The following is a 23,671-nucleotide window of genomic DNA, read 5'->3' as shown; positions in this document are numbered from 1 at the left end:
ATCACAAGCGCCGTTTTTAAATTAAAGCTTTATGCTGTTGCTGTGCGTTTATTATGCGCCGTTACCAACCCTATCAAACACACTACCGCAATCACTATACCTATCGGCTTACTGTATGTCGCAGGTAAATTCAAACCAATACCCGCTGTAGCAATATAAGCCACCGTTATAGCAGTACCAATTACAGCCGGAATGCTGGCAATCCAGTGGAACGTACCTCTGTCAAACAGGTATTTTGTTGCTAACCACAATACGCTGGTTGACAGCAGCATGTTAGAAAACGCGAAATAACGCCAGATCAACGAGAAATCCAGGAACGTCATCAAATAGGCAACGCCCAGTATTGGTACCGCCAACGCAAGTCTGTGCAGGGTTGTTTGCGAAATTTTAAACGCATCCATAATGGTTAAACGCAAAGAACGAAACGCAGTGTCACCAGAGGTAATCGGAAAAATAGCCACTGCAAGAATAGCCATAACACCGCCGAAAATACCAAGATAGCTGGTCGCAATATGGTTAACCACTAAACCTGGCCCACCCTGAGCCAGCATAGCTTTTAATTCAACATAACCGCCAGGGAACGCAGCAATACCGGCCAACGCCCAAACACAAGCTACAATACCTTCACACATCATTGCACCGTAAAAAACTGGACGGGCATATTTTTCATTTGTCAGGCAACGGGCAATCATAGGCGATTGTGTAGAGTGGAAACCACTTATAGCACCACAGGTAATAGTTAAAAACAACAATGGCCAAACTGGCAAACCATCTGGATTTGGCGCTAAAAAGTCATGATCATGATGACCATGAAAATAGGCAAAGATATCATTTACCTGTGGAAGATGTGGCGCCTCCATCAGCAACGCAACGGCAATTAATGTTGTCATAACAATCATTAGCAAACCAAATGCCGGATACAGCTTAGTGATAATTTTATTAATCGGTAACAAAGTAGCTAAAAAGTAATACACCAGTATTGCCAATACCCAAAAGGTGTTACCTGCCAAAAAAGTACCTTCAAAATAAGACAAATTACTCAATAACCCGGCCGGGCTCATGATAAACACCACACCAACAAAAAACAGCAGCATGGCAGTAAATACCAACATGACGCCTTTAAATATTACGTTGTAATATTTGCCTGCAATCTCCGGTAAGCTTTTGCCGTCTTCTTTCAGACTCATCACACCGGAAAAATAATCGTGTACCGCACCACCAACAATATTACCAATGACTATCCAGACCAGTGCCACAGGGCCGTACAACGCGCCCAAAATAGGCCCGAAAATCGGACCGACACCAGCAACATTTAGAAACTGGATTAAAAACGCTTTAAAGGGACTGACTGCAACATAGTCGACACCATCATTTAAACGTTCTTGAGGCGTCTTGATATTAGGGTCTATACCGGCTTGTTTTTCAACAAAGGGGCTGTAGAACTTATAGCCGACAAGAAGTATGGCTATGCAGGCAAAGAAAATCAGCATTATAAAATTCCTTATTACTTCAGGTATTTAGGTAAATTAACTAGGATACTTGGTTAGCACTTATTTTATGATCCGGCAGAATAACACGGTATTTCCTCACTGAATACTAGCCTATAGTCGCAGATGCAGCACAGCGACATTGAGCGGCAAATGCGCTTAACCCGCCAATCTGCCGGTGCGCTGGAAGCAGCGATGCTTGAGCGTATTGCTATAAAGCCACTACCGAAGCCTTACTGGCGCGCCAGCGCTTATTGCAAAGTACCCGCGAAGTATTAACCGACAGTAGCCGCACTGCCCTGCTGTTTATATTAACGCCAGAAAAACTGCCGATACTGGAAACCGGTCGCGCAGTACAAAGCTTATTGCAGGAAAAGCTGCCGCTGGCAGGTTTGACAGTAAACCGCATATTACCCGACAGTGCCGACGGCGACTTCCTCGCCGCACGACATGCGCAGGAAAAAGTGCATTTAGCCCAGATAGAGCACGATTTTGCCAAACTACCGCATTACAAAATGCCACTGCAAGCTACCGATATTCAGGGCTTAACGGCATTACAGCATATGGCAACCTTACTGGAGCAAGCCGGTTTATAGCCTCGGCTAAAACACATACAGCAAAGCAGCCTTATCAGACGGGTGCGCCCGTCTTTTCAGCCAATCAACATTCTTCTCGCCGATCAAGCCATTGTGTTTTCGGGAAACTGTACGTAATGTTAAGCGCGTTAAATTTCAAAAAATCGGAAAGCCGGTGTTTGAATACGGACATTTCGGCATAATTGGTTGTCAGCATTCAAGGAGAAAAAATTGAAATATTTACTTATTCCAATATTAATGTCTATTTCTGTTTTTACTTTTGCAGATGATAAATCTGAAATCGATAAATTAGCGAAACCTGTTATAGAGTTATTTAAAAAAGGAGACTTCAGCAAAATAGCCTCAACAGCTCTAGCAAAAAGCTCCGTGTCTGATTACATAAGCAAGTCAGATATGAATCAAACTGATAGCCAGTTTGATAGCAACTTTAAAATAATGGGCAAATTTTACAGTCACGACATCCTTCATGAACAAGGCATTGAAGGAACATTCATCGCCAGATGGTATATTTTAAAATTTCAGAGACAGCCATTGCTTTTACATATGGAATTTTACAAAGCGGACCAATCTTGGGAAGTGCATTCTATAAAAATGGTTACAGAGTTAGATGACTTTATCGAGGAACAAGGTAAATTTGATATAGGGAAGCTGGGAAGTAAGCCAGAAAAAGAAAGCTAATACGGATAGTATAAAAAATCTGTATAAGTGTTGTATTAGTCCCGACTTGATCTGACACATTCACTTGAAAAGATGAGAGTTACCAGTTTTGATACGGGTGTCGAATCCGTAATCAAACACAAAAGGTAACTCTCATGTGTGTTTGTTGCAGGCTATCACCTGGCAACCATGATGACAGATGAAGCAGTCTATCTTATTGATGGATAACACACACTGGCCGTTAACACGTCCAGAAGATTTGTTTTACCTATTTACTCCGGGAAGGCTCATATGTGTGAGGGCTCTTTATGCATACTCCATAAATCAAATTCCCACTCGCATTTATTGCAACTTATCAAGTAGTCTTCGTAAAGGTTAAGCAGTTGTTGATCATCAAACTCGATAGGCGTTTTACATGTCTCACATAGTAAATTGGCTGACGTTAGCTTCCCACGGATTTCTGTGAATAAAGCGCCATGATCAAACTCAAGTTCACAATCCTTCGACCAGAATGCAAAGCCAATTAGGGTTCTTATTCCGGTTAAGTCAAAACCGTCCGCTCGCGTAGCGAATTTTGCAAGTAAAGCTTCGAAAACCTCAACCGCATGAAATAATAGAATTGGCAAAAAAGTGTATAAGTGATTCCATTGACTTTCCCATGAATCATGATCGGAAAAAACGAAATTGAAATTCTGGCCTTCGGTTTCAAGAAATCTAAAAGTTGTAACAAGATGATTAGCCTTTTGAAACAATGGTTCCAAGCTATGTTCAAATTTTTTATCGAATCGCAGGGCGTAAATATACTCAGCGCTTAACCAGTCACCGACAGATGTTTTATTAAGGGCTTTTGCAATTATTTCTATTTTTTCTTTTTCGTTCAGAGCAGAGTTGATAGAAAGCTCCTTTATATTCCCAAGATCGAAACGAGATAAGAAATTAACAGGGTCGCCTAATAGCCATTCGAGGTAGAATAAATTCTCCTTAAACGGCTTTCTAAGCAAAGCGTATGCGACGGTCAGCTTGCCTTTTTTTGAACACTGTAGCGCTTCGTATATAAAATGCAGCATATCTGAGATCAAAGCTGCGCATATTTGTTTGTAATATAAGATCAACACAAGGTCTTTATGGCCATTCTCTTCTAACCAATTTAAAAGGCTTTCTCCGCTAAGTCCTTCGATTGCAGATATTTCATGAGCCCTCATTTTAATTTCATGATGAAAAATGCTGGCTTTCTCCCCTGACTTTAGCGCCTCTAAGAGCTGGTCGTGCAGAAAGAAGCAAAATTCATGACTAAATCTGTACTTATCTGGGAGATTATCCATTTATTGCAATAGTCCTAACGTATCACTCGCCAGAAAATGACAAGCGCCAGCGAGTAACTTTTCCGGTGCAGTAACTTATTAGCTGTTCTTTTATTTTATCAATTAGAGTTACTATAGCTTCTTTAGCTGGACCTAGAGCAGTACGCTCACTATGTGAGATTAAAAAATCAAGAATTGAAACTGAGAAATCTATTAGACCTATCAGCTCTGTTTTTGTAAATACATAAGTTATTGGTTGTTGGTGGATAAATTTATTCCTCACAGTTTGCAGCCTTGAAACAATCGCTTTATTAAATAGCGCCGGATCAATTGTTTTACTTCCCATGTAAGGCAAAATGTCTGGGTTAAGTAATTTCTCGTATAGCCATTCGATGTTGTCTAACTCACCATAGTCTCGATCATAGCTATCCCTTTTTCGCGTCAGGCGAGAGTCGGACGTTGTCAATGCCAAACACATTGCTGACTGCACTGAATTGTGACTGTATATAATTGCCCATTTTAGATACTTGTGCTCATTACTAATCGCCTGCTTTAAAACATCAGATAGGCAGTTCAACGAAATATGCAAATCTGTTGCTAAATCGAATGTAACTAACTCTTCATCCATAGCGTTTCCCGTGATTGAGCTTCAGCTGCCGTAGCCAGCAGTAGGTTTGAGGACCTATCAACGCAGTGACGTTGCTGACTGACCTTGCTAAACATTGTAAACACCTACCACTTTAGATATAGCAAGACTAATAAAACCGAGCGTCAACATCCAATTCCTTATTTGAAAGAGTCGCACTGCCATTTCAGATTCTGCCCCAAAGAGTTGGTCGAGGACGCTAAGTGATGACTGCATTTGCTCAGCTCTTTCTAATGCATCCTCAATCGAAATAACGCTGCCAGTATCAAGGTTTCGAGATCCACCGAAGGCTGCGATTTTATTTGCAGCATTCATTATTTCTTTTGCCTCACATTGCTTTAATGTAATTGTCTGCAAGGATAAATCTATTTCTAGACGCTTAATGCCAACAATCAGTGATATGACTAAAAGAATAATAGAAAGTAGTTCAAACGTGTTTTGTGAAAAAGCTAATTTTTCAGGAGTATAACCGCTTCCTACATATGCAAATAATGCTGCAACAAGGCCTACAATGTAATAATCATATTTTAATTGTGCGTCTTTCCAACTTTTCCATGCTTCCAAGCTACGCTCAGCCATCTACCGCCTCCAATGTAACAATTTTATAATTCGGACCATATACGATTTCACCCAATGAATGTTCCTAACAAAAATAAATTTACCAAAATATTTATGTTATCCATGCAATTTATTTTAATTTACACGCCATACAACGCTTGCTGCAAGGCGTGAAACTCGTCTTTAAATGCTTGTTCTGCTTTGGTCGGAAAGGGATACCCTGCCGGGCCGACAAACACGAAATCGGTTTGGGCGGTCAGGTTATTGTCATTGCGAATGCGGTTATAGGCTTCTATCCAGGCGTCGTAGTGTTCTATCAGGCTAACGGCGTGGGCCATTAGCTGTGCGGGGATCAGGTGGCCTTTAGCCAGTAACAGATCTCGAATGGCGATATTGCCCTTTTGAATAACCTCGGCTTCTAAATGCAGGTTTTTATTATCCCAGCGCTGAAAGGCGCGCTTGGTGCGCTCTAACTGCATTTGCATCGGGCCAAACAGTTCGGCCAGTGCTTGCTCTTTCCAGTTGCGGGTAGATTCAAACACCTTTAAGCCCTGGCTAAACTGGGCTTCTATCTGGGTTTCAATAGTTTTATTGCGCCGTAAAAACAGCACGCCCAGTAATGCAGTTACCACACTGCTGCCAAGAAAACTGCCGATAATTACGTCCAGAAACTGTGCCATTTGTCAGCCGCCTGCTAGTTGTGGGTTTTAGCAATAAAGATAGCAGGCCGCTGTACGCTGCAGCGCAGATTTTAAGCTTTATCTTTTTGCGCTACCCATTTAAGACCACAAAATACTTAAGATAATTAAGCCAATAATTGCAGACATAAACAATATGTTATACAACGCGCTGGTAAGCCAGAATTTCAGCAGGGTTTTACCCCAGCCTTGCTGGTAGTAAAATTTTTGGCTTAACAATAAATAAGTTGGGATCCAAATCAGGGTCGCCGTAGCCAGCCATTCAATGGGCTGCGCCAGCCAGGGCCAGCTAACAGCAGCAAGAGCCTGCAATGCCAGGTACAACACTGAGAACTGCAGAATAAAACTGTGACTGTGCAGTGCTACAATTAAGTGCTCGGTATAATACCGCTCTGAGCGGATATACAGCAGCTTAAGCAGCAGCGCAAATAATGGCAGTAGCAAAAACATCATTTGCGGCGCCAGACTAAAGAATTTATTTATCGCCAGTTTTGGGTTGGCAATAATAGCATCCAGTTTAGTGTAAAAGATGTCTTTGTCGTCATCTGATAAAAACATCAGATCGTTATCAGTCGGCCCCTGCTTTTTTACACCTTCATTAATGCCGCTTATCAGGCCGGGAATATTTTCTGTCTGGTTTGCTGTATTGCCATCAGCAGCTAGCTGAGTATTAGCGTTTGGCGTATTTACCGTAACGACTTGTTCCGGCACTAATTTAGCAAACAGCAAAAAGGCAATAATTGAGGTAAATAAATACAGCCGCAATGGCGGTACATAAGGTACGCGGTGGCCTTGCACATAACGGCGGCTTAAATAACCGGGCCGGAACCACAGCGGCACCAGTGTGCGCCAGACGCGGGTATCCCAGTTACTAAACTCACCGAAAAATTCTGTTACCACACCACTGACATTACGAATGTAGCTTTTCTTTTCCTGGCCACACTGATGGCAAAAGCTGGCTTGTAAGGTGGTGTAGCAGTTATCACACTGTTGGGCGGATAAATCCATTTTAGTCTCATGCTTTATTATTATCTGCAACACCGATTCTACGTTAAGCAATTGTTTTGGCAACTGTTGTCCGCAACTTTGCTGCGGACACTGCAAATGTCCGCGGACACTTTCAAAAGCCATCCAAAACACAACAAATCATTAAAATTCAAATAGTTAAATGTTGGCATTAAAGCTGCTATAACACTACATTGCTAACGGATAAGAGCACAGTAACGATGATCCAGGGTACAGAACAACAAGACAATATTATTCAGCGCCCGGCTAAAAGCGCGCTGCGCCGGTTTCTCCCAGCCGTTGCTATCGCCGGTACCACTTTGGTACTGGCGGTGGCGTTTTTTCAATCGGTTGGCGAAAGTGCCAGTTTAGTTTTACCACGCAGCCAAATGCAGTTTGCCAGTGTGCAGCGCGGTGATTTAGTGCGCGATATAGCGGTGCAGGGCCGTATTGTGGCCGCCAATGCCCCTACCCTGTACAGCCAGGAAACCGGCCAGGTGCAGTTATTTAAACAGCCGGGCGAAGCAGTAACGCTGGGCGATTTACTGGCTACCATTACCAGCCCGGCCCTGCAAAACGATTTACAACAACAACAAGCCGTATTAGCCAGCATGCAAAGCGAAGCTGAACGTGCAGAGTTAGATGCGCGTGAACAACAGCTGGATATGGAGCAGGTAATGAATGCCGCTCAGGTAAATTTACTGGCAGCAAGGCGCGAATTGCAACGGGCGACCCAATCGATTGAACTTGGCGTCATTCGCAAACTGGATTTTGATATCGCCACCGACAATCTCACTAAAGCGGAATTGGAATTTGATCACGCCAAGCGCAAAGTTGAACTGGCAAAAGACAAACTCAGCTTTGAGCTCAGCTCACGAGAGCAGGATATTCACCGCCAGCAACTGGTGGTAAACGAGTTGGAGCGCAAAGTCACCGCATTAAATATTACTGCGCCGGTTACCGGTCAGCTCGGTAACTGGCTGGTTGAGCAACAAAGCCACGTGCTACCAGGCCAGGCGCTGTTAACCGTTATTGATTTAAGCCAATACGAAGCCGAACTTGCTGTACCGGAAAGCTATGCCCGCGATTTATTACCCGGCCAGCAGGTAGAAGTCGATTTAGGCAACCAACAGTTAAGCGGTGCCATTAGCTACATTGCGCCGGAAGTGCGCAGCAATCAGGTCAGTGCCAGGGTGCGCTTTAGCCAGGCCGACAGCCGGCAACTGCGCCAGAGCCAGCGCTTAACCGCACGGGTAATACTGGAGCATAAAGAAAATGTGCTGAAAATTGCCCGCGGTGATTTTATCAGCTCAGGTGGCGGCCGCCAGGCCTATCAGGTGCTGAATAACCAGGCCATACGCAAGCCGGTTGAATTAGGCGCCTTATCGGTACAGTGGGTAGAAATACTCAGCGGTGCCACCGAGGGCGAGCAATGGGTCATTTCCAATTTAGCCGACTTTAAAGATCAAAACCGGGTAAACCTGAATTAACCATGCAACGAATTACATATAGGAATAACAAATGATAACGCTAACCAACTTAGGCAAAGTTTTTCGCACCGAATTAATTGAAACCCATGCCCTGCGTGACGTTAACCTGCAGGTAAATGAAGGCGAGTTTGCCGCCCTTACCGGCCCGTCTGGCTCGGGTAAGTCCACGCTGTTGAATATTCTTGGCACACTAGAAAGCTTCGATAGCGGTGACTACCAACTGGATGGCAAATCAGTAAAAGGGCTGTCAGATGCGGCGCTGTCCAAACTGCGCAATGAAAAGATAGGCTTTATCTTTCAAAGCTTTAACTTAATTAAAGACTTCAGCATTTACGACAATATCGAATTACCACTGCGCTACCGCGGCTTAAAAGCGGCAGAACGCAAGCAGCGTATAGAGCGGGCACTGGAGCTGGTTGGCCTGCATGCGCGGCGTGATTACCTGCCGGGCCAGCTGTCCGGTGGCCAACAGCAACGGGTGGCCATCGCCCGGGCTATTGCCGGTGAACCACGTATTTTACTGGCCGACGAACCTACCGGTAACCTGGATTCGTTAATGGCGCGCCAGGTAATGGAACTGCTGGAACAAATTAACCGGCAAGGCTGCACCATTTTAATGGTAACGCACGACCCAGATCAGGCACGGCGCGCCGGACGTAATATCCAGATCATCGACGGCCAGTTACACGACTCTACTATGTACGACCCACTGGCGCAGCACACTGCTTAAGGACATTTTATGGAACAGCTATTTTACTACCTCAAAGTCAGCTGGTTCAGCGTAAAGCGGGCACCGCTACCTTATATGCTGACAGTACTTATCTTAAGCCTGGGGCTGGGGGTATTTTTCAGCAATGCCACTTTTTACTATCGTATTAACAGCGATCCGTTGCCGGCTAAAAGCGACAAGCTGTTTTTCCCGATGATGCTGCTGGTACCTTATCAGTGCAGCAACTGTAAACCACCGTCAGTGCTAAGCTACAGCAATGTCGCCAAACTTAATGCCAGCGACATCCCCAGTGCTAAAGCGGCTATGTACAGTGCCGGCGGCTATCTGCGGCTTAATGCTGAACAAGCCCCAACACCGGTGACAGTGCGTATTACGCAGCGCGACTTTTTCAGCATGTTTGATGTGCCGCTGCTGCACGGTAGCATTTGGCCTGACAATCAGCCACGGGACGAGTTGTTGTTAAGCAAAGCCACCGCAGAGAAACTGTTTGGCCGCACCGACGTAACAGGGCAACAAGTGCTGCTTGATGATCGGTTGTTTACCATCATTGGCGTGCTGGATCAGTGGCAAATGCTGCCCAAACTCTATGATGCTTTTAACCGTAATTACCTCAATCCGACAGAAGACATTTACCTGCCACTGGAAAGCGGTTACGACTATAACTATTTATCAAATACCAACTCGTCTACTTTCGAAGATGCCGATTACCGCAAACTGGCCACAGACGGCCGTACAAAAGCCATACACCAATTGCAATACTGGGTTCAATTAGATACTCCCGCACAGCAGCAGGCATACCGCCAGTTTATGGCTAACCTGGTAGCCGATGAAAAAGCTGCAGGCCGCCACCCCAGCGCCGAGGCAAACCAGTTAGTGATGATGCGTGATATTGTCAGCTACTTCGATGGCGAATCCGGCGATATCAAAGCCTTTGCTATTGTTACCCTGCTGTTTTTACTGGTATGCGTGTTTAATGCCAGCCATTTATCACTAAACCGCTACCTGAGTAACCAGTACGAATTCAGCCTGCGCCGGGCATTGGGAGCTAACCGCAGCCAGCTACAAGTACAGTTACTGGTAGATATGGGCCTAATGAGTACTTTCACACTCGCCGGGGCCGCTATTATTGCCTATGGTGGCATTAAATTAATGAACTATCTGTGGCCATCCAACAGTTTGTTTGCCAGCTGGGATCTGCAGCTAATGCTTGCACTTGCAGCACTTACCCTACTGTGTAGTTATCTGGTTACGCTATATCCGTCATTACGCGCCTCTTTTGGCTCATTGAACAAGCAACTTAAGGAGTGACTCTGATGCCATTACATTTACTGTTTAAATCATTGCTCAGGCGCAAAATGGTAACAGCACTGCTACTAATACAATTGGCCATGACATTTGCCCTGTTACTCAACAGCATGTTGCTGGCACAACAAACCCGGCAAAAGCTGCAACAACCTACCGGGCTGCCATTGCAGCAAACATTGCAGGTACAGCTAAAACCAACCAGCATAGCACTACGCCAGTACCCGGCGCTGGGTGATTTACTGGTCCGCCAGTTAGAGGCCGTGCGTGCTATACCGGGCGTCGTTGCAGTGGCTTATAGTAATCAAAGCCCCCTGCATGAAGGCGGTAGTAACGGCAATATACATGACCCTGATCGCGAAGAATTAAGTAAAGCTAACGGTGTGCCGCTTTATAATGTATCAACAGATTTTTTTGCCGTACTACAACTGCCGCTGCTGGCCGGTGAACTGCCGCAAAGTGAAATTGCCATAGACGGTATAGCGCCGTCGCCAGTGGTGATTACCCAAAGCCTGGCAAATAAAGTGTTTGACGGTGAGCCGGCTATCGGCCGACAGCTAAATCGCGGCCCGGTGGCAGCGGTAGTGGCAGACTTTTACGGCCAGCGTAAACGCAATGAAATTGAAATTAATTTTAACTCTGTTCAGGTAGCACCGCTGTGGAACGCCGATTGGGGCTACGTCCTGCTAATACGCACTACAGCGGACACTGTTGAAACAGTTCGTCAGGCATTGCCGCAGGTGCTGCAACAGGTAGACAGCAACATTGAAATTTTTTCTGTTCGTACCCTGCAAGAGCAACTGCAACGTTTGTACAGCAACGAGTTTGGCTTGGCCAGCTTGCTAAGTTTGCTCAGTGTTTTAATGTTGCTGGTAAGTATGATCTCCAGCTACAGCAATGCTTATTTTCATACGTTAAAGCACCAGCAGGAAATTGGTATTAAACGTGCGCTGGGGGCCAGTAAACGCCGTATTTTCACCGAGCTGCTAAGTGAAAATTGGCTAAGCACCGTACTGGGTGCTATAGCTGGTGTTGGCTGTGCCGTAGTGTTAAATCAGCTGTTGTCACAGGTGATCAGTATTCCACCTCTCAGCTGGTGGTTACCGCTGGCAACCTGCGCTATCTTGTTGCTTTGTGTCACAGTAGCCACATGGTATCCTGCAGCTATTGCTACCAGGGTGTCACCCGCTACCGCGACTAAGACCTTATAAACTATGCTGAAATTATTGGTTATTGATGACAATCAGCCAATCGGTCAGGCCCTGCAAACGCTGTTTGCGTTGCAGGGTTATCAGGTGTTTTGTGCCCATACCCCTGAGCAGGCCTGGCAGTTGCTTGGCCAGCACAGCATTGACTTAATATTACAGGACATGAACTTTAGCGCTGGTGAAATGCAGGGCGATCAGGGCAAAGCGTTGTTTTACCAGCTGCGAGAGCAATATGCGGATATTCCTGTCGTATTGATGACTGCCTGGACCCAGCTAGAAATGGTGGTGGAACTGGTTAAAGCCGGTGCCACCGACTATATTGCCAAGCCTTGGAACGATCAGCGCCTGCTGCTTACCGTAGCCAATGCACTCAAATTAAAACAGCTGACCGAGCAACAGCAGCGCGCTGAACGCGAACGTAATGCTGCCTTTGCCGGCAAAGACCTGTGCGGCCTGGTGTTTGCCAGCAGCCAAATGCAGCAACTGCTGCAAATGACGCTGCAACTGGCACCAGCCAATGCAGCTGTGCTGATCACCGGGCCGAATGGCGCCGGTAAAGAAGGCATAGCCAATGTATTGCATGCTAATTCTGCCCGTAAAGATAAGCCCTTTATTAAGGTGAATATGGGCGCCCTGCCCGCTGATTTAATGGAAGCCGAACTGTTTGGCGCTGAAGCCGGTGCCTATAGTGGCGCAACTAAAACCCGTATTGGCCGCTTTGAAGCCGCAGATGGCGGCAGTTTGTTTTTGGATGAAATAGGCAATTTGTCACTGGCCGGCCAGGCCAAGCTGCTGCGGGTGCTGCAAACCGGCGAGTTTGAACGCTTAGGCTCCAGCCAAACGCGCAAAGTAGATGTACGGCTAATCAGCGCCACTAATAGCGATTTAACCGCCGCTATTGCTCTGGGCCAGTTCCGCCAGGATTTATATTACCGCGTTAACGTGGTGCAACTGGCACTGCCAGCTTTAAGTGAGCGGCCGGATGACATCCTGCCACTGGCTCGTTATTTTCTCGCCGGTAAAAAAACCTTAAGCGCTGCTGCCGAACAATTACTGCAACACTACGCCTGGCCCGGCAATGTGCGCGAGCTGCAAAACGTTTGCCAGCGTGCCTTGCTGCTAAGCAGCACTAATGATATTCAAAGCAGCGATTTGGGTCTACCACAGTTTGCCCAGGCGGGTAAAAGAGCACTGGATGATATAGACCAAGCCCAACTGCAACAGGCACTGCTACAAGCCGGTGGCGTAGTGTCACGCGCCGCTAAACAGCTTGGCATCAGCCGCCAGGCGTTGTACCGGCGTATGGAGTACTACGGTATTGATGCGCCCTAAGCAGCGTTTTTATCTGCCAGGATTAACAAAGTTAACCACCAATAGCCGGTTAAATGCGCTATGTGCAGCGATCGCCCTGCTGTTGCTGGCAGTTCAGTACGCTTTTTTTGCTGCCAACGCCATCGTCACCCTGGTGATATGCGTTGGCGTGGTGGCTTTGGCGCTGTTACTGCGCCAGGCGTTAAAACCGCTAATGCTGGAAATTCAGGCACTTAACCTGCACGCGCAAAACCTGCAGGATGGCAGTTTTAACACCAGCGCTAATCAGCTCAGAGTGCATGAGCTTAGCAGCCTGGCTAACAGCTTAAATGCCATGTCGGCTCAGCTGCGTACCGAGCGCGCCACGTTATATCAGCGCGAGTTACTGCTTGATACTGTATTACAAAGCAGCCCGACGGCGCTGCTGCTAACCGATGCCAGCGATACCGTATTAATGACTAACCCGGCCGCACGGCTGCTACTTAACAGCGGTAAAGCCTTTGATGGCAGCAAGCTGTTTGCCGTTACCGGTATGCAGCCACAGCTGGCTGCAGCCCTGCATAACCGCCAGCAAGGCCTGATCCGGCTGGAAAACACTGAACAAGCCGTATGGCATTTATCTGTCAGCCAGTTTCAGCTTAACCAGAAGCAGCACTGGCTGTACTTGCTAAAACCCCTTACCCGCGAAATTCAACGCGAAGAGCTAAACGCCTGGAAAAAACTGCTAAGGGTAATAGGCCATGAACTGAATAATACGTTGGCGCCGCTATCGTCGCTGGCATTTTCTGGCAGCCAGCTGGCGCAGCAGCAACATAGTACGGCGTTGGGGCAATTGTTTGACACCATCAGCGAGCGCTGCCTGCAACTTAATCAGTTTGTGCAGGCCTATATTCAGTTTGCCAAATTGCCGCCGCCGCAATTGTGCGACATTAACTGGCCCAGGCTGATAAACCAGCTACAGGATCAATATGAGTTTGAACTGCAGGGCGAACTGCCAAACCAAAGCTGGCAGGCCGATCCGCAACAGTTAACCCAGTTACTGCTGAACTTGCTAAAAAATGCCCATGAAAGCGGCAGCAACCCAGAGCAAATCTCACTGCGGATAAAACAAACGCCAGACAAGCTACTGCTGATATTGCAGGACGGCGGAGGCGGTATGACAGACCAGGTATTACAACATGCGCTGGTACCGTTTTATACCAGCAAACCCCAGGGCTCTGGTATTGGCCTGACATTATGCCGTGATATTGCCGAGGCGCATGGCGGCGGCATCAGTTTGCGTAATCAGCCACCGGGGCTTGAGGTCACGGTGCAATTGCCCAGGCAAACACCCGCGGCGCTATAAGCTTTTTATTCCCATTGTACCGGGCATTGCTTTTTCTGTGCCTTTTGCAGCATTTCCACTAACGGCATCGCCCGTACGTTCAGGCTAATATAGGCTTTGCCAGTGTCGCTTTGCCCTTTGTTGACTTGCTCAGCGTCAGTTTGTGCTGCTTTTTCCCGCTCTGTTTCAGCTATCGCATTCAATCCCTGCTGCAGCTGTGCCAGCGCTGTTGCAATGTCTTCGGTAAATAATGCCGATGGAATTTTTTCGTCACGGCCCATTAGTTTTAATAATTTAAGCGCCACATCTTTAAAATAAACAAGATCGCCGCTGGCTTTGGATTTAAAGGTTACTATCATGCTCACTTTACCCCTGTGTTATAAGCCACCGGGCTAATAATTGCCCGGCTGAACAATCACTGCAGCATAACGCTAAAACCGCTGCCAATGTTTAAATATATTTTGCTCTGGTGCAAAGCGGTAAACCAAGGTGCCTACAGTTATATAATGTGGTGGTTAATAGCCTTAACCGGTTTATTTAAAAAATAATTTTGATCTAGCGCAAATTAAGCTTGCATAAAAAACGAGCACTAATTAGAATGCGCTCGCTCGAAAGGCAAGTCTTCCGAAAGGAAGTACACGCAAAGCTTCAGGTCTAAGGGTTGTCAAGTAATGACATCTACGATAGCTGGGCTGCCGTCGCAAATGCGATGTTTATTCTGCTCTGTCAGAGTTACTCGACATGCTGCATGTCCTTTCGCGATAAGCACTTCAAATGACTGAAGCTGCTTAATTAAAGATTGTGAAATAACTCATTTTGGAGCACGACTATGAAAGCAAAATTAATCACCTTAGCTACTGTTATCGCCGCCACTTCATTTATCAGCACTCCAGTTGCAGCTAACGACCAGCTGGCACAATCAATCTGCTCTTACGTTGCAGCAGACAACAAAAACAACCTGCGTAAAACCTTAGCTGACAACCGTTTACGTTTACGTGCGGTATACGATGGTATCGTATGTGACGGTTTACCACTGGTTCGTCATGCTATCAAGCACAATGCTGCTGATACTGCAGGCTTTATTCTTAGCCAGTTACCAGGCAGCCTGGTTGCCGCATCAGGTGATGCAGAGTGGGCAACAAGCAATGGTTTTGCTGCATCGCCAATTATCGCTACTATCAAAGAGCGTAGCGCCAGCTAATAAGCTAATTCTTTTAATAAAGGCGCCAGTTTGGCGCCTTTGTTTTTTCTGCAATGCTTGGCTTAGCGCCAGGCTTTGCTATAATCCGCTTTCAACCTGACCTGACGGGACGACCCGCCAGCGCATCTGTAACGGGGACGACCCCACCCGCTTTTGGTACTACCACTATGTCATGGTTTTTACTTTCTCTGGCTGGCCTGTTTGAAATTGGCTGGGCGCTTGGGCTTAAATACAGTATGGGCTTTACTAGACTCTGGCCATCAGTATTTACATTAATAGCTATGCTGATCAGTATCAGCTTATTAGGCCTGGCTATGCGCCAGCTACCGGTGGGCACAGCCTACGCTATTTGGACAGGTATCGGCGCTGTGGGTACCGTTATTGCCGGTATTATCCTGTTTAATGATCCGGTTAACCTGCCACGGGTACTGAGTATTATGCTGATTCTGGCCGGAATCATTGGCTTAAAGCTAAGCTCTTAAAAGCAATCTGGTTAAAAAAAGCCGCTGTCAGTTCAGCTGCAGCGGCTTTGTATCAGGCTTTTATATTAAAACAATGCTGTCGGACATGCTCTGCGATACCGACACCGGCCTCTGACATCGTTAAGTAGGTTTGATCCGCGCCGGCAGCAATAATATTGCGCGCTTCATCATCGTGCATACTGTGCGACACAATAAAGCCATTAAAACCGGCCAGGCGTAATTTCGTTGCGGCTATCATCTTGGCTTCAACATCATTCATGCTCAGGATCACGGCCTCTACACTGCCAAAATCCAGGCCTTGCCAAAACACCTGATCTTCAGCATCAGCATAGAAAATATTAATACCTTTTTTTTGATGTTCGGCAACTTTAGCCGGATCAGAATCCATGGCAATAATAGCGCGACTGCTGGCTAAATAATTATACGCTGCAGTGCCGGTGCGCCCCATGCCCATAATCAGTACATTCGCATTACCCAATGACACCGGTTGCTCATCCGGATGATGGATATTACGTTCAAACTTCAGCAGCCGGTTACACAGCTTGTCATATAAAGGGTGCGCCAAACGATTTAACGGCGCGGAGATCACAAACGAAATAGCAACGGTAAGAGCCAGAGGAATAAGCCATTCGGGCAACACCACACTGGCAACTATCAGGCCAAACTCACTGTAATTGGTCAGGCTGATGCTGGCTAAAAAAGCACTGCGGGCGCGTAACTTGAACAGGATTAATAATAAGAAGAACAATATCGCTTTGATCGGTAACAATAATGACATGATACCGGCAAACAGCCAGGCATTTGCATCCGGCAGGCCATCGATACCAATTTGCAGGAAAAACCCCACCAGAAAAAACTCTTTAATACTCCAGAGCGATTTGGATAGCTCGCCTGCGCGCGCATGTTTTGCCAGCATAGCGCCAAATACCAGCGCGCCAAGCTCAGAGCTTAACCCCACCAGTTCAAAGCCCTGGCCGCCAATTACCAGTGCCAATAGTAAGCCAAATAAAATCAGCAGGTCTTCATGGCCACTGGCATCAAGCAATTTATATAACAGCGGCCGTAGCAGCGGCAGAGCAAATACCAGCAGTGCCCAGGGCGATGGTACGGTGCCATTGGCCAGGCTCATAACCAGCAGTGCCAGTAAATCCTGCATGATCAGAATACCAATGGCGACACGGCCATGAAAAGCGCGAATTTCACGCTTGCCTTCCAGCACCTTAGCCGCCAGTACCGTACTGGAAAATGCCAGCGCCACGGCCAGCATTAATGCCTGATACCAGCTTACGTCAAAAATCAGCAGCACGGCCGGTAATGTAAGAATAATCGACAAGCAAAAATGCAGGATACTGCCACCCAGTACTTCTGGCTTGCCTAAACTGCGGACATTGAGCTTTAAACCTACGGTAAATAGCAGCAGCAACACACCCAGGTGCGCCACATGATGAATAATAGATGGCCCTTCTGATGGCAGGTTTAAATCAGAGGCCGTAGCAGAAATGACAAAACCAGCCAGCAAATAGCCGACTAAAGGCGGCAGGCCGATGGCCCGCACCAGCAAACCCAAAGAAAATGCAAAGCCTATCCACACCGCTTCCAGCATCTGTTTATCCTTTTTATCCGGTGGTTAATATAGTAGCGTAATAACCAATTACACCTATTAATGTGGATCATGTTCGCGTTAAAGATTTGGCTGCCTGCCACTCTGCCTGTGTTATCGGGCTGGTTTCACCTTGTGGCACATTATGGCTGGCAGCAAAATGTTTACGCTTGGCAACTTTTTGTAATATCTCGATATTTTGCTCGTCTGTGCGCTTATTCCAGTCCACTATTTCACTGATATGACGATAACAACCAACACATAGCTTATCGCTGTTAAGCCGGCAACTGGCTACGCAGGGCGATTCAACCACATTTTACTCCTTGCTTTTATCTTTTGTTGCATGAGTTCTGACGCAAGGCCGGCATACAACGCTTAACTCCGCTGCGGCTTTATGCCACTCTACAGCAGAGAATAAAACTATGATAAGAAAATACAGGAACCTACCAATGAAACCAATAACCCCTTCGCTTATTGCACTTGCGCTAAGCAGTTTTTTTCTGCAAGCCGAGACTGACAAAGCACCCGCCTGGGACGTTAATGCACCGCAAGGCCAGTTTGAAACCGTCGATATTAACGTATCGCAAGGCAGTTGGATGAACGTGGCAGTAAGCCCGGATGGTAAAACCCTCGCCTTTGACTTACTCGGTGATATTTACACCATGCCAATCGGCGGAGGCAACGCCACACAACTGACCAAAGACATTGGCTGGCAAATGCAGCCTACTTTCAGCCCTGATGGTAAACATATTGCCTATACCAGCGATGAAGGCGGTGGCGATAATATCTGGATCATGAATGCCGACGGCAGCGAGCCACGTGCTGTAACCAACGAGACATTCCGTCTGCTGAACAGCCCGGCCTGGAGCCCGGATGGCGAATTTATTGTTGCCCGTAAACACTTTACTGCCAGCCGCTCGTTAGGTGCCGGTGAGATATGGCAGTATCATAAAACCGGCGGTAACGGCATCATGCTGACCGAAAGGGCTAATGATCAAAAAGACTTAGGCGAACCGGCATTTTCGCCAGATGGTAAATATATCTACTTCTCGCAGGATGATACACCAGGCAAAACCTTTCATTACAGCAAAGACTCTGAAAGCGGCATTTATGTGATCAAACGTTTTGAGCGCGAAACCGGCAAGTGGGAAGTGGTACTGGACGGCGCCGGCGGTGCTATCCGCCCTACACCGTCGCCAGATGGCAAATATCTGGCGTATATCCGCCGGGTAGATTTTCAAAGCACGCTGTTTTTATATGATTTAACCAGCGGCGAACATATTAAGCTGTATGACGGCCTGGACCGTGATATGCAGGAAACCTGGGCCATACACGGTGTTTACCCTACGCTTAGCTGGACACCCGATAATAAAGCGCTGGTATTCTGGGCCGGTGGTGAAATTAAAAAGCTGAATATTGCTGATAAACAAGCCAGCACTATAGCGTTTAATGTAACAACCAGTAAGCAAATTCAAACTGCGGTGCGGGTACAGCAGGATCTGGATAAAGATCAGTTCAACACCCAAATGCTGCGTTTTATTCAGGTGTCGCCAGACGGTAACCAGGCAGTATTTACCGCACTGGGGCATTTGTATATTACCGATGTGGCTAACCCGAAACCACGGCGCCTGACAAAACAAAGCACCGACTTTGAATACTACCCGCAGTTTTCCCGTGATGGTAAAGAGCTGGTGTATGTGAGCTGGAACGACAACGGCCAGGGTGCAGTGAATATTGTTAACCTGCGCAATGGCCGTATCAGCAAACTGACCGGCGAACCGGGCAAATATGTAGAGCCGGTATTTAGCCCGGATGGTAAAACGGTAATATACCGCAAAACCGGTGCTGGCAGCTTACTGCCGCGCCAATGGTCGCTAAATACCGGTTTATATAAAATCAGCAGCAAAGGCGGCACACCGGAGCTTATCAGCAGTAACGGCCGCGCGCCTATGTTTGGCGCAGACAATAACGCCGTTTATGCCATGGACTACGGTAGCTCGCCCAGCCTTATCCGCATTGATCTGACCAAACATACCCAGCAAACGCTGTACACCGCCAAATTCGGCACTGAATTTAAACTGTCGCCGGATGGTAAATATCTGGCGTTTGCCGATCGTTTTAAAGTCTTTGTTACACCGTTTACCGAGCGCGGCAAAGCCATTGATATCAGCGGCACCGATAAGCAATTCCCGGTAAAACAGCTGTCTGTGCGTGCCGGTGAATATATCAGCTGGAGCGGTAACAGCCGCCATATCTACTGGAGCCTGGGGCCGGAGCTGTATCATGCCAGCATTGAAGGCTTGTTTGATTTTGGTGATAAAACCGATTTTGCCGCTAAAAACGGCGTTAACCTCGGCTTTAGTGTACCGGCCGACATACCGCGTGGCAGTGTGGCTTTTGTTGGCGGCCAGGTGATCACTATGAACGGTGATGAAGTGATTCAGGACGGCGTAGTACTGGTTGAAAACAACAAAATTAAAGCCGTCGGCAAACGTAGTGATGTTGCTGTACCTACTGACGCAAAAGTATTTGATATCAGCGGTAAAACCATTATGCCAGGCCTGTTTGACGCCCATGCCCACAGCTCACAGGGCAGTAATCAGATAATACCGCAGCAAAACTGGCAGAACTATGCATCACTCGCCTTTGGTGTTACCGCCATTCATGACCCGTCTAACGATACCCGCGAGGTGTTTGCCGCCAGCGAAATGCAACGCTCTGGCATGATAGCCGGGCCACGTATTTTCTCTACCGGTACTATTTTATACGGCGCCGAAGGTGCCGGTTACACCTCGCATATCGACAGCCTGGACGATGCTAAATTTCATTTAGAGCGCCTGCAAAAAGCTGGCGCTTTCAGTGTAAAAAGCTACAACCAGCCACGGCGTAACCAACGCCAGCAGGTTATTCAGGCCGCCCGCGAGCTAAATATGATGGTGGTGCCCGAAGGCGGCTCATTAATGCAGCATAACCTGACCATGATAGTCGATGGTCACACCACCGTTGAACATGCGCTGCCGGCAGCAAAAGTGTATAACGACATTAAGCAATTATGGCAGGCCAGCAAAACCGCCTATACCCCTACACTGGTGGTAGCTTATGGCGGTATTTGGGGTGAAAACTACTGGTACGATAAAACCGAAGTGTGGAAACACCCGAAAATGCGCAGCTACGTACCGATGGATCAGTTAGCACCACGCAGTATGCGCCGCCCTACGGCACCAGATAACCACTACAACCATTTTAATGTAGTAAAAACGGCCAAAGAGCTAAGCGATATCGGTGTGGTAGCTAATATCGGTGCTCATGGCCAGCGTGAAGGCTTAGGCGCACACTGGGAAATATGGATGTTTGCCCAGGGCGGCATGAGCCCGCTGGAAGCATTAAAAACCGCTACCATCAACCCGGCCAAAACCTTTGGTATGGACCATCAGTTAGGCTCACTGGAAGCCGGTAAACTGGCCGACTTAATTGTGATAGACGGCAACCCGCTGGATGATATTCGCGTAAGCGATCGTGTTAGCCACACCATGGTAAACGGCCGCTTATTTGATGCCAACAGCATGAACGAAATTGGCCTGCGCGAGCGTAAACGCCAGCTATTTGAGTTTGAGCCACGCTAAAACACCAAGCCCCGGCATAGGTCCGGGGCTTTATTACTGCCTCACAATAAGTATGTAACGATAACAACCTAACGTTTGAGCAAAAAATGGATCTGATTACGCAGTGCTTCGTTATCCTGAGTATCAAACGGCAATACCAAATCATCTTTGCCATTGCCGGTAAGGTCCATTACCTGCACTTTGCTGGCATCACGCGGTAAATCCACTTTTAGCTTTTCACTGCGCCGGCTGAACAAGCGTGTATTATCATGCTGATACACCCGCAGTTGCTCGCGGCCATCTCCCACTAACAACGATTTAAAGCCGTCTCCGCTGAGGTTCGCCACCTGAAACAGCGGCATATCGTAACGAAAGTTACCAATGCTAACCTCAATGGTAGCTTGCTGGCGAAAATCGGCTTTAGCACTGTACTGGCGTTGCTCATTTAACAGATAAAAATCAATATCCAGATTAGCACTGCCGCGCAGCAACACCCGGACCAGAGTACCTACGCCAAAATGGGTGCTGGGAATATAAAAATCCTTGCGACCATCGCCGTTAAAATCATCAATCACCACATCTATCGGCGAGGTGTCGGTAGTAATACGGGTATCCGGTTCGGCGCTGAAGCTTAACCCCTGCTCAGTGGCAGTACCAAAGTGAATACGAAAACTGTTATTGCGTTCCAGTGCATCGGCCAGCTGCTCGCGGTTAATCACCAGATCAGCTATGCCATCGCCATCAATGTCGGTGATATCACGCAGCGTGTCGATATTCTGGCCACTGTAACTGCGCCCGGCATCGTTGCGCTGATCGGCTTCCTGCTCGGTAGACAACCCTACCGGCCAGTTCATTGCCACAGGCTCGGTAGCAAAACTGCCATCCGATTGCTGTAAAAATGCCTGAAACTTGCCCTGCCAGACAAACAATAAATCGGTTTTGCCATCCATGTTTACATCAGCCAGATAGTGCTTACGCGGGCTGTAATCGGGGCTGGCACGCCAGCTTTGCACAAACGCCGGAATTTGCAGCGGATAGTGGGTAAAACTGCCATCAGCCTGCAGGCGGTATAAATGCGTGTGCTGAAAATCCGCAATAATAAAATCACTTAAGCCAGAGCCGAGATCGACAACAAAATTGGCCTCGCGCAGCCGGTTTTGATCCAACACCCGGTACAAGGATGTGCTGGTAACAAGCCGCTCAGCTGCCGTATTAGCGGCATTTAACCGGCTAATGCCCCCCAGCCCGAGAAAGACCAGCTGCGGTTTACTATCGCCTGCCAGTATGGCTTTGTTAAAAAACTGCGCGTCGTCCGGTATCGGCAACAACTGTACTTGATAATCGGTTAAATCTATTACCGACAACCAGCGGGTAAACTGGCTAAAACCTGACACCAGCAACTGCTGTCGCTCTGGCAAATGGATAATGTTGCCATTAGCAGGATGTTGCAGCGCAACCGTGACTTTATCTAACTGTGCCGATAATGCATCAACGCAGACAAAGCCTAAGGCGAACAGCAGCGCACTGACTTTTTTCATTATTTTTATCCCGGTTAAGACGTTAGGTGAACAAATAGTATTACGTAACTTAATCTTATCCGGATGATAACGCAAAAAGCCGGTAAATACCGGCTTCAATTGTGTAACAAAATTTAGGGCACTCTAACCTTAACGAGCGTTGGTGCTCTCGAAAATTTTATCTGCCGAAGCCGCAACAAAACCGGTATACAGTAAACCGTTTGTCATTGGATAACGGCGGGCAAACTCATAAAAACAGCTTGGAATGGTAGCAACAACATCGCTGAACTGCACCGGGTGTAAATCAGCCAGCGTCGACGACTGCTCTAAATATACCTCTGGCGTGCCTTTAATTTCACCACCTGAGGTATTTAATAAAAAACCTTCGTCTTTTAATGTCTTGTTTACCTGCTCTAAGGTCGCGAAGCTTTGCAAGTCATTCACACTAACAGTGAAGTGGTTAGCCCGGTAACCCCAGGCCGCAACCCAGGCTGCATATTCGCTTTCTGCCAGCAACTTCTCGTAGGTAGCCTGGCTTACCTGCCAGTGTGTACCGCTGTATAGGAAGTTGTCTGCCGTTACCGCTTCAGCCGGAATTTGTTCAACCAGCGCGGTAATAGTATCGCGCAGGTAAGCCGAGCATTTATCTAACAGCAACTCAGAGATAAACACTTTGGGTAAGCTACGGTCGGCATGCTCATAATGCTTGGCATACAGCTTTTTCGCTTCAAAATGATACTCGCCGCATTCTTCATAGCCCAGTGCTTTAAAATGTGCAGCCAGTTTTTCCAACCCTACCTTTTCCAGATTAAAAGTGCGCAGCGCAATATGATCGTTAATCACGTCATCCTGCTGCGAGCTACCCAGCAACTGGTGTACTTTTTTGGCAGAAGGAGTCACGGCTACATAGTCTTGCCACAGGTTGGCAAACAACGCTTTTACATCAGTGTGCATAT

The 23,671-nt window shown here is 47.2% G+C and carries 23 protein-coding genes and 1 riboswitch; of the genes, 12 read left to right on the top strand and 11 right to left on the bottom strand.

Translation table 11 applies throughout. The features are described from left to right. Positions 1–29 precede the first annotated feature (29 nt). The gene (locus tag AR688_RS15180) at positions 30–1,490 is read right to left on the bottom strand and encodes a carbon starvation CstA family protein (RefSeq protein WP_068235693.1); all 1,461 of its coding nucleotides are present in this window, start codon (positions 1,488–1,490) and stop codon (positions 30–32) included. 123 nt (positions 1,491–1,613) lie between these two features. Here AR688_RS15180 and AR688_RS20370 point away from each other — a divergent pair, with 123 nt between their 5' ends. From AR688_RS20370 to AR688_RS15170, 3 genes are all read left to right on the top strand, one after another. Beyond that, a complete protein-coding gene (locus AR688_RS20370) occupies positions 1,614–1,766 on the top strand; it encodes a hypothetical protein (protein WP_197412240.1) in 153 nt (50 codons plus the stop codon). Then, positions 1,742–2,083 (top strand): ArsA family ATPase, encoded by a 342-nt coding sequence (locus tag AR688_RS15175; RefSeq protein WP_197412239.1) that lies wholly within the window; start codon positions 1,742–1,744, stop codon positions 2,081–2,083. Before AR688_RS20370 ends, AR688_RS15175 begins: the two co-directional genes overlap by 25 nt. 210 nt (positions 2,084–2,293) lie before the next feature. Beyond that, a complete protein-coding gene (locus tag AR688_RS15170; protein WP_156420317.1) occupies positions 2,294–2,761 on the top strand; it encodes a hypothetical protein in 468 nt (155 codons plus the stop codon). 266 nt (positions 2,762–3,027) lie between these two features. Here AR688_RS15170 and AR688_RS15165 read toward each other — a convergent pair whose 3' ends face one another. The 5 genes from AR688_RS15165 to AR688_RS15145 form a co-directional block, all read right to left on the bottom strand. Next, entirely contained in the window at positions 3,028–4,062 is a 1,035-nt protein-coding gene (locus tag AR688_RS15165; protein ID WP_068235687.1) for a hypothetical protein, read from the bottom strand. Positions 4,063–4,084: 22 nt separating this feature from the next. Beyond that, positions 4,085–4,669 (bottom strand): hypothetical protein, encoded by a 585-nt coding sequence (locus AR688_RS15160; protein WP_068235685.1) that lies wholly within the window; start codon positions 4,667–4,669, stop codon positions 4,085–4,087. A gap of 87 nt (positions 4,670–4,756) precedes the next feature. Beyond that, the gene (locus AR688_RS15155) at positions 4,757–5,266 is read right to left on the bottom strand and encodes a hypothetical protein (RefSeq protein WP_068235682.1); all 510 of its coding nucleotides are present in this window, start codon (positions 5,264–5,266) and stop codon (positions 4,757–4,759) included. A 119-nt stretch (positions 5,267–5,385) separates the two neighbouring features. After that, the gene (locus AR688_RS15150) at positions 5,386–5,925 is read right to left on the bottom strand and encodes a hypothetical protein (protein WP_068235679.1); all 540 of its coding nucleotides are present in this window, start codon (positions 5,923–5,925) and stop codon (positions 5,386–5,388) included. 99 nt (positions 5,926–6,024) lie between these two features. After that, positions 6,025–6,951: a DUF3667 domain-containing protein gene (locus AR688_RS15145; RefSeq protein WP_068235677.1), complete on the bottom strand. Its 927-nt coding sequence runs from the start codon at positions 6,949–6,951 to the stop codon at positions 6,025–6,027. Positions 6,952–7,169: 218 nt separating this feature from the next. On the opposite strand from AR688_RS15145, the gene AR688_RS15140 reads away from it, so the two are divergent. From AR688_RS15140 to AR688_RS15115, 6 genes are read left to right on the top strand one after another with little or no spacing between them, the layout of a single operon-like run. Further along, positions 7,170–8,438 (top strand): efflux RND transporter periplasmic adaptor subunit, encoded by a 1,269-nt coding sequence (locus tag AR688_RS15140; protein ID WP_068235674.1) that lies wholly within the window; start codon positions 7,170–7,172, stop codon positions 8,436–8,438. Positions 8,439–8,469: 31 nt separating this feature from the next. After that, positions 8,470–9,168 carry an ABC transporter ATP-binding protein gene (locus tag AR688_RS15135; protein ID WP_068235671.1) on the top strand — a complete coding sequence of 233 codons (699 nt, stop codon included), beginning with the start codon at positions 8,470–8,472 and terminating at the stop codon, positions 9,166–9,168. A 9-nt stretch (positions 9,169–9,177) separates the two neighbouring features. Further along, positions 9,178–10,476, top strand: coding sequence for an ABC transporter permease (locus AR688_RS15130; protein WP_068235668.1), 1,299 nt, complete (start codon positions 9,178–9,180; stop codon positions 10,474–10,476). A gap of 5 nt (positions 10,477–10,481) precedes the next feature. Beyond that, positions 10,482–11,681, top strand: a complete 1,200-nt coding sequence (locus AR688_RS15125; protein ID WP_068235665.1) for an FtsX-like permease family protein — start codon at positions 10,482–10,484, stop codon at positions 11,679–11,681. A gap of 3 nt (positions 11,682–11,684) precedes the next feature. Next, positions 11,685–13,010 carry a sigma-54-dependent transcriptional regulator gene (locus tag AR688_RS15120; protein ID WP_068235662.1) on the top strand — a complete coding sequence of 442 codons (1,326 nt, stop codon included), beginning with the start codon at positions 11,685–11,687 and terminating at the stop codon, positions 13,008–13,010. Then, positions 13,000–14,334: a sensor histidine kinase gene (locus AR688_RS15115; RefSeq protein WP_197412252.1), complete on the top strand. Its 1,335-nt coding sequence runs from the start codon at positions 13,000–13,002 to the stop codon at positions 14,332–14,334. Before AR688_RS15120 ends, AR688_RS15115 begins: the two co-directional genes overlap by 11 nt. A 5-nt stretch (positions 14,335–14,339) precedes the next feature. Here the strand turns inward: AR688_RS15115 and AR688_RS15110 are convergent, their stop codons facing one another. Further along, entirely contained in the window at positions 14,340–14,672 is a 333-nt protein-coding gene (locus AR688_RS15110) for a DUF1840 domain-containing protein (protein ID WP_068235660.1), read from the bottom strand. 245 nt (positions 14,673–14,917) lie between these two features. After that, a riboswitch (cyclic di-GMP riboswitch) is annotated at positions 14,918–15,013 on the top strand. A 129-nt stretch (positions 15,014–15,142) separates the two neighbouring features. On the opposite strand from AR688_RS15110, the gene AR688_RS15105 reads away from it, so the two are divergent. After that, positions 15,143–15,514: a DUF3718 domain-containing protein gene (locus AR688_RS15105; RefSeq protein WP_068235657.1), complete on the top strand. Its 372-nt coding sequence runs from the start codon at positions 15,143–15,145 to the stop codon at positions 15,512–15,514. Between the two features lie 167 nt (positions 15,515–15,681). Then, on the top strand, positions 15,682–15,996 hold the full coding sequence (gene sugE / locus AR688_RS15100) for a quaternary ammonium compound efflux SMR transporter SugE (protein WP_068235654.1): 315 nt from the start codon (positions 15,682–15,684) through the stop codon (positions 15,994–15,996). Positions 15,997–16,048: 52 nt separating this feature from the next. On the opposite strand, the gene AR688_RS15095 is transcribed toward sugE, so the two are convergent. Next, positions 16,049–17,599, bottom strand: coding sequence for a cation:proton antiporter family protein (locus tag AR688_RS15095; protein WP_068235652.1), 1,551 nt, complete (start codon positions 17,597–17,599; stop codon positions 16,049–16,051). A 67-nt stretch (positions 17,600–17,666) separates the two neighbouring features. After that, positions 17,667–17,909, bottom strand: coding sequence for a DUF1289 domain-containing protein (locus AR688_RS15090; protein ID WP_068235649.1), 243 nt, complete (start codon positions 17,907–17,909; stop codon positions 17,667–17,669). Between the two features lie 136 nt (positions 17,910–18,045). Here AR688_RS15090 and AR688_RS15085 point away from each other — a divergent pair, with 136 nt between their 5' ends. Beyond that, positions 18,046–21,219 carry an amidohydrolase family protein gene (locus AR688_RS15085; protein WP_068235646.1) on the top strand — a complete coding sequence of 1,058 codons (3,174 nt, stop codon included), beginning with the start codon at positions 18,046–18,048 and terminating at the stop codon, positions 21,217–21,219. A 68-nt stretch (positions 21,220–21,287) separates the two neighbouring features. Here AR688_RS15085 and AR688_RS15080 read toward each other — a convergent pair whose 3' ends face one another. Then, positions 21,288–22,736: an FG-GAP repeat domain-containing protein gene (locus AR688_RS15080; protein WP_068235644.1), complete on the bottom strand. Its 1,449-nt coding sequence runs from the start codon at positions 22,734–22,736 to the stop codon at positions 21,288–21,290. Positions 22,737–22,865: 129 nt separating this feature from the next. Then, positions 22,866–23,669: a DUF1338 domain-containing protein gene (locus AR688_RS15075; protein ID WP_068235641.1), complete on the bottom strand. Its 804-nt coding sequence runs from the start codon at positions 23,667–23,669 to the stop codon at positions 22,866–22,868. Positions 23,670–23,671: the final 2 nt, after the last annotated feature.

The organism is Rheinheimera sp. EpRS3 (genome assembly GCF_001513785.1).
Taxonomy (GTDB): Bacteria; Pseudomonadota; Gammaproteobacteria; order Enterobacterales; family Alteromonadaceae; genus Alishewanella.
The sequence above is the reverse complement of the archived record's forward strand: the minus strand, read 5'-3'. Positions and strand labels throughout refer to the sequence as shown.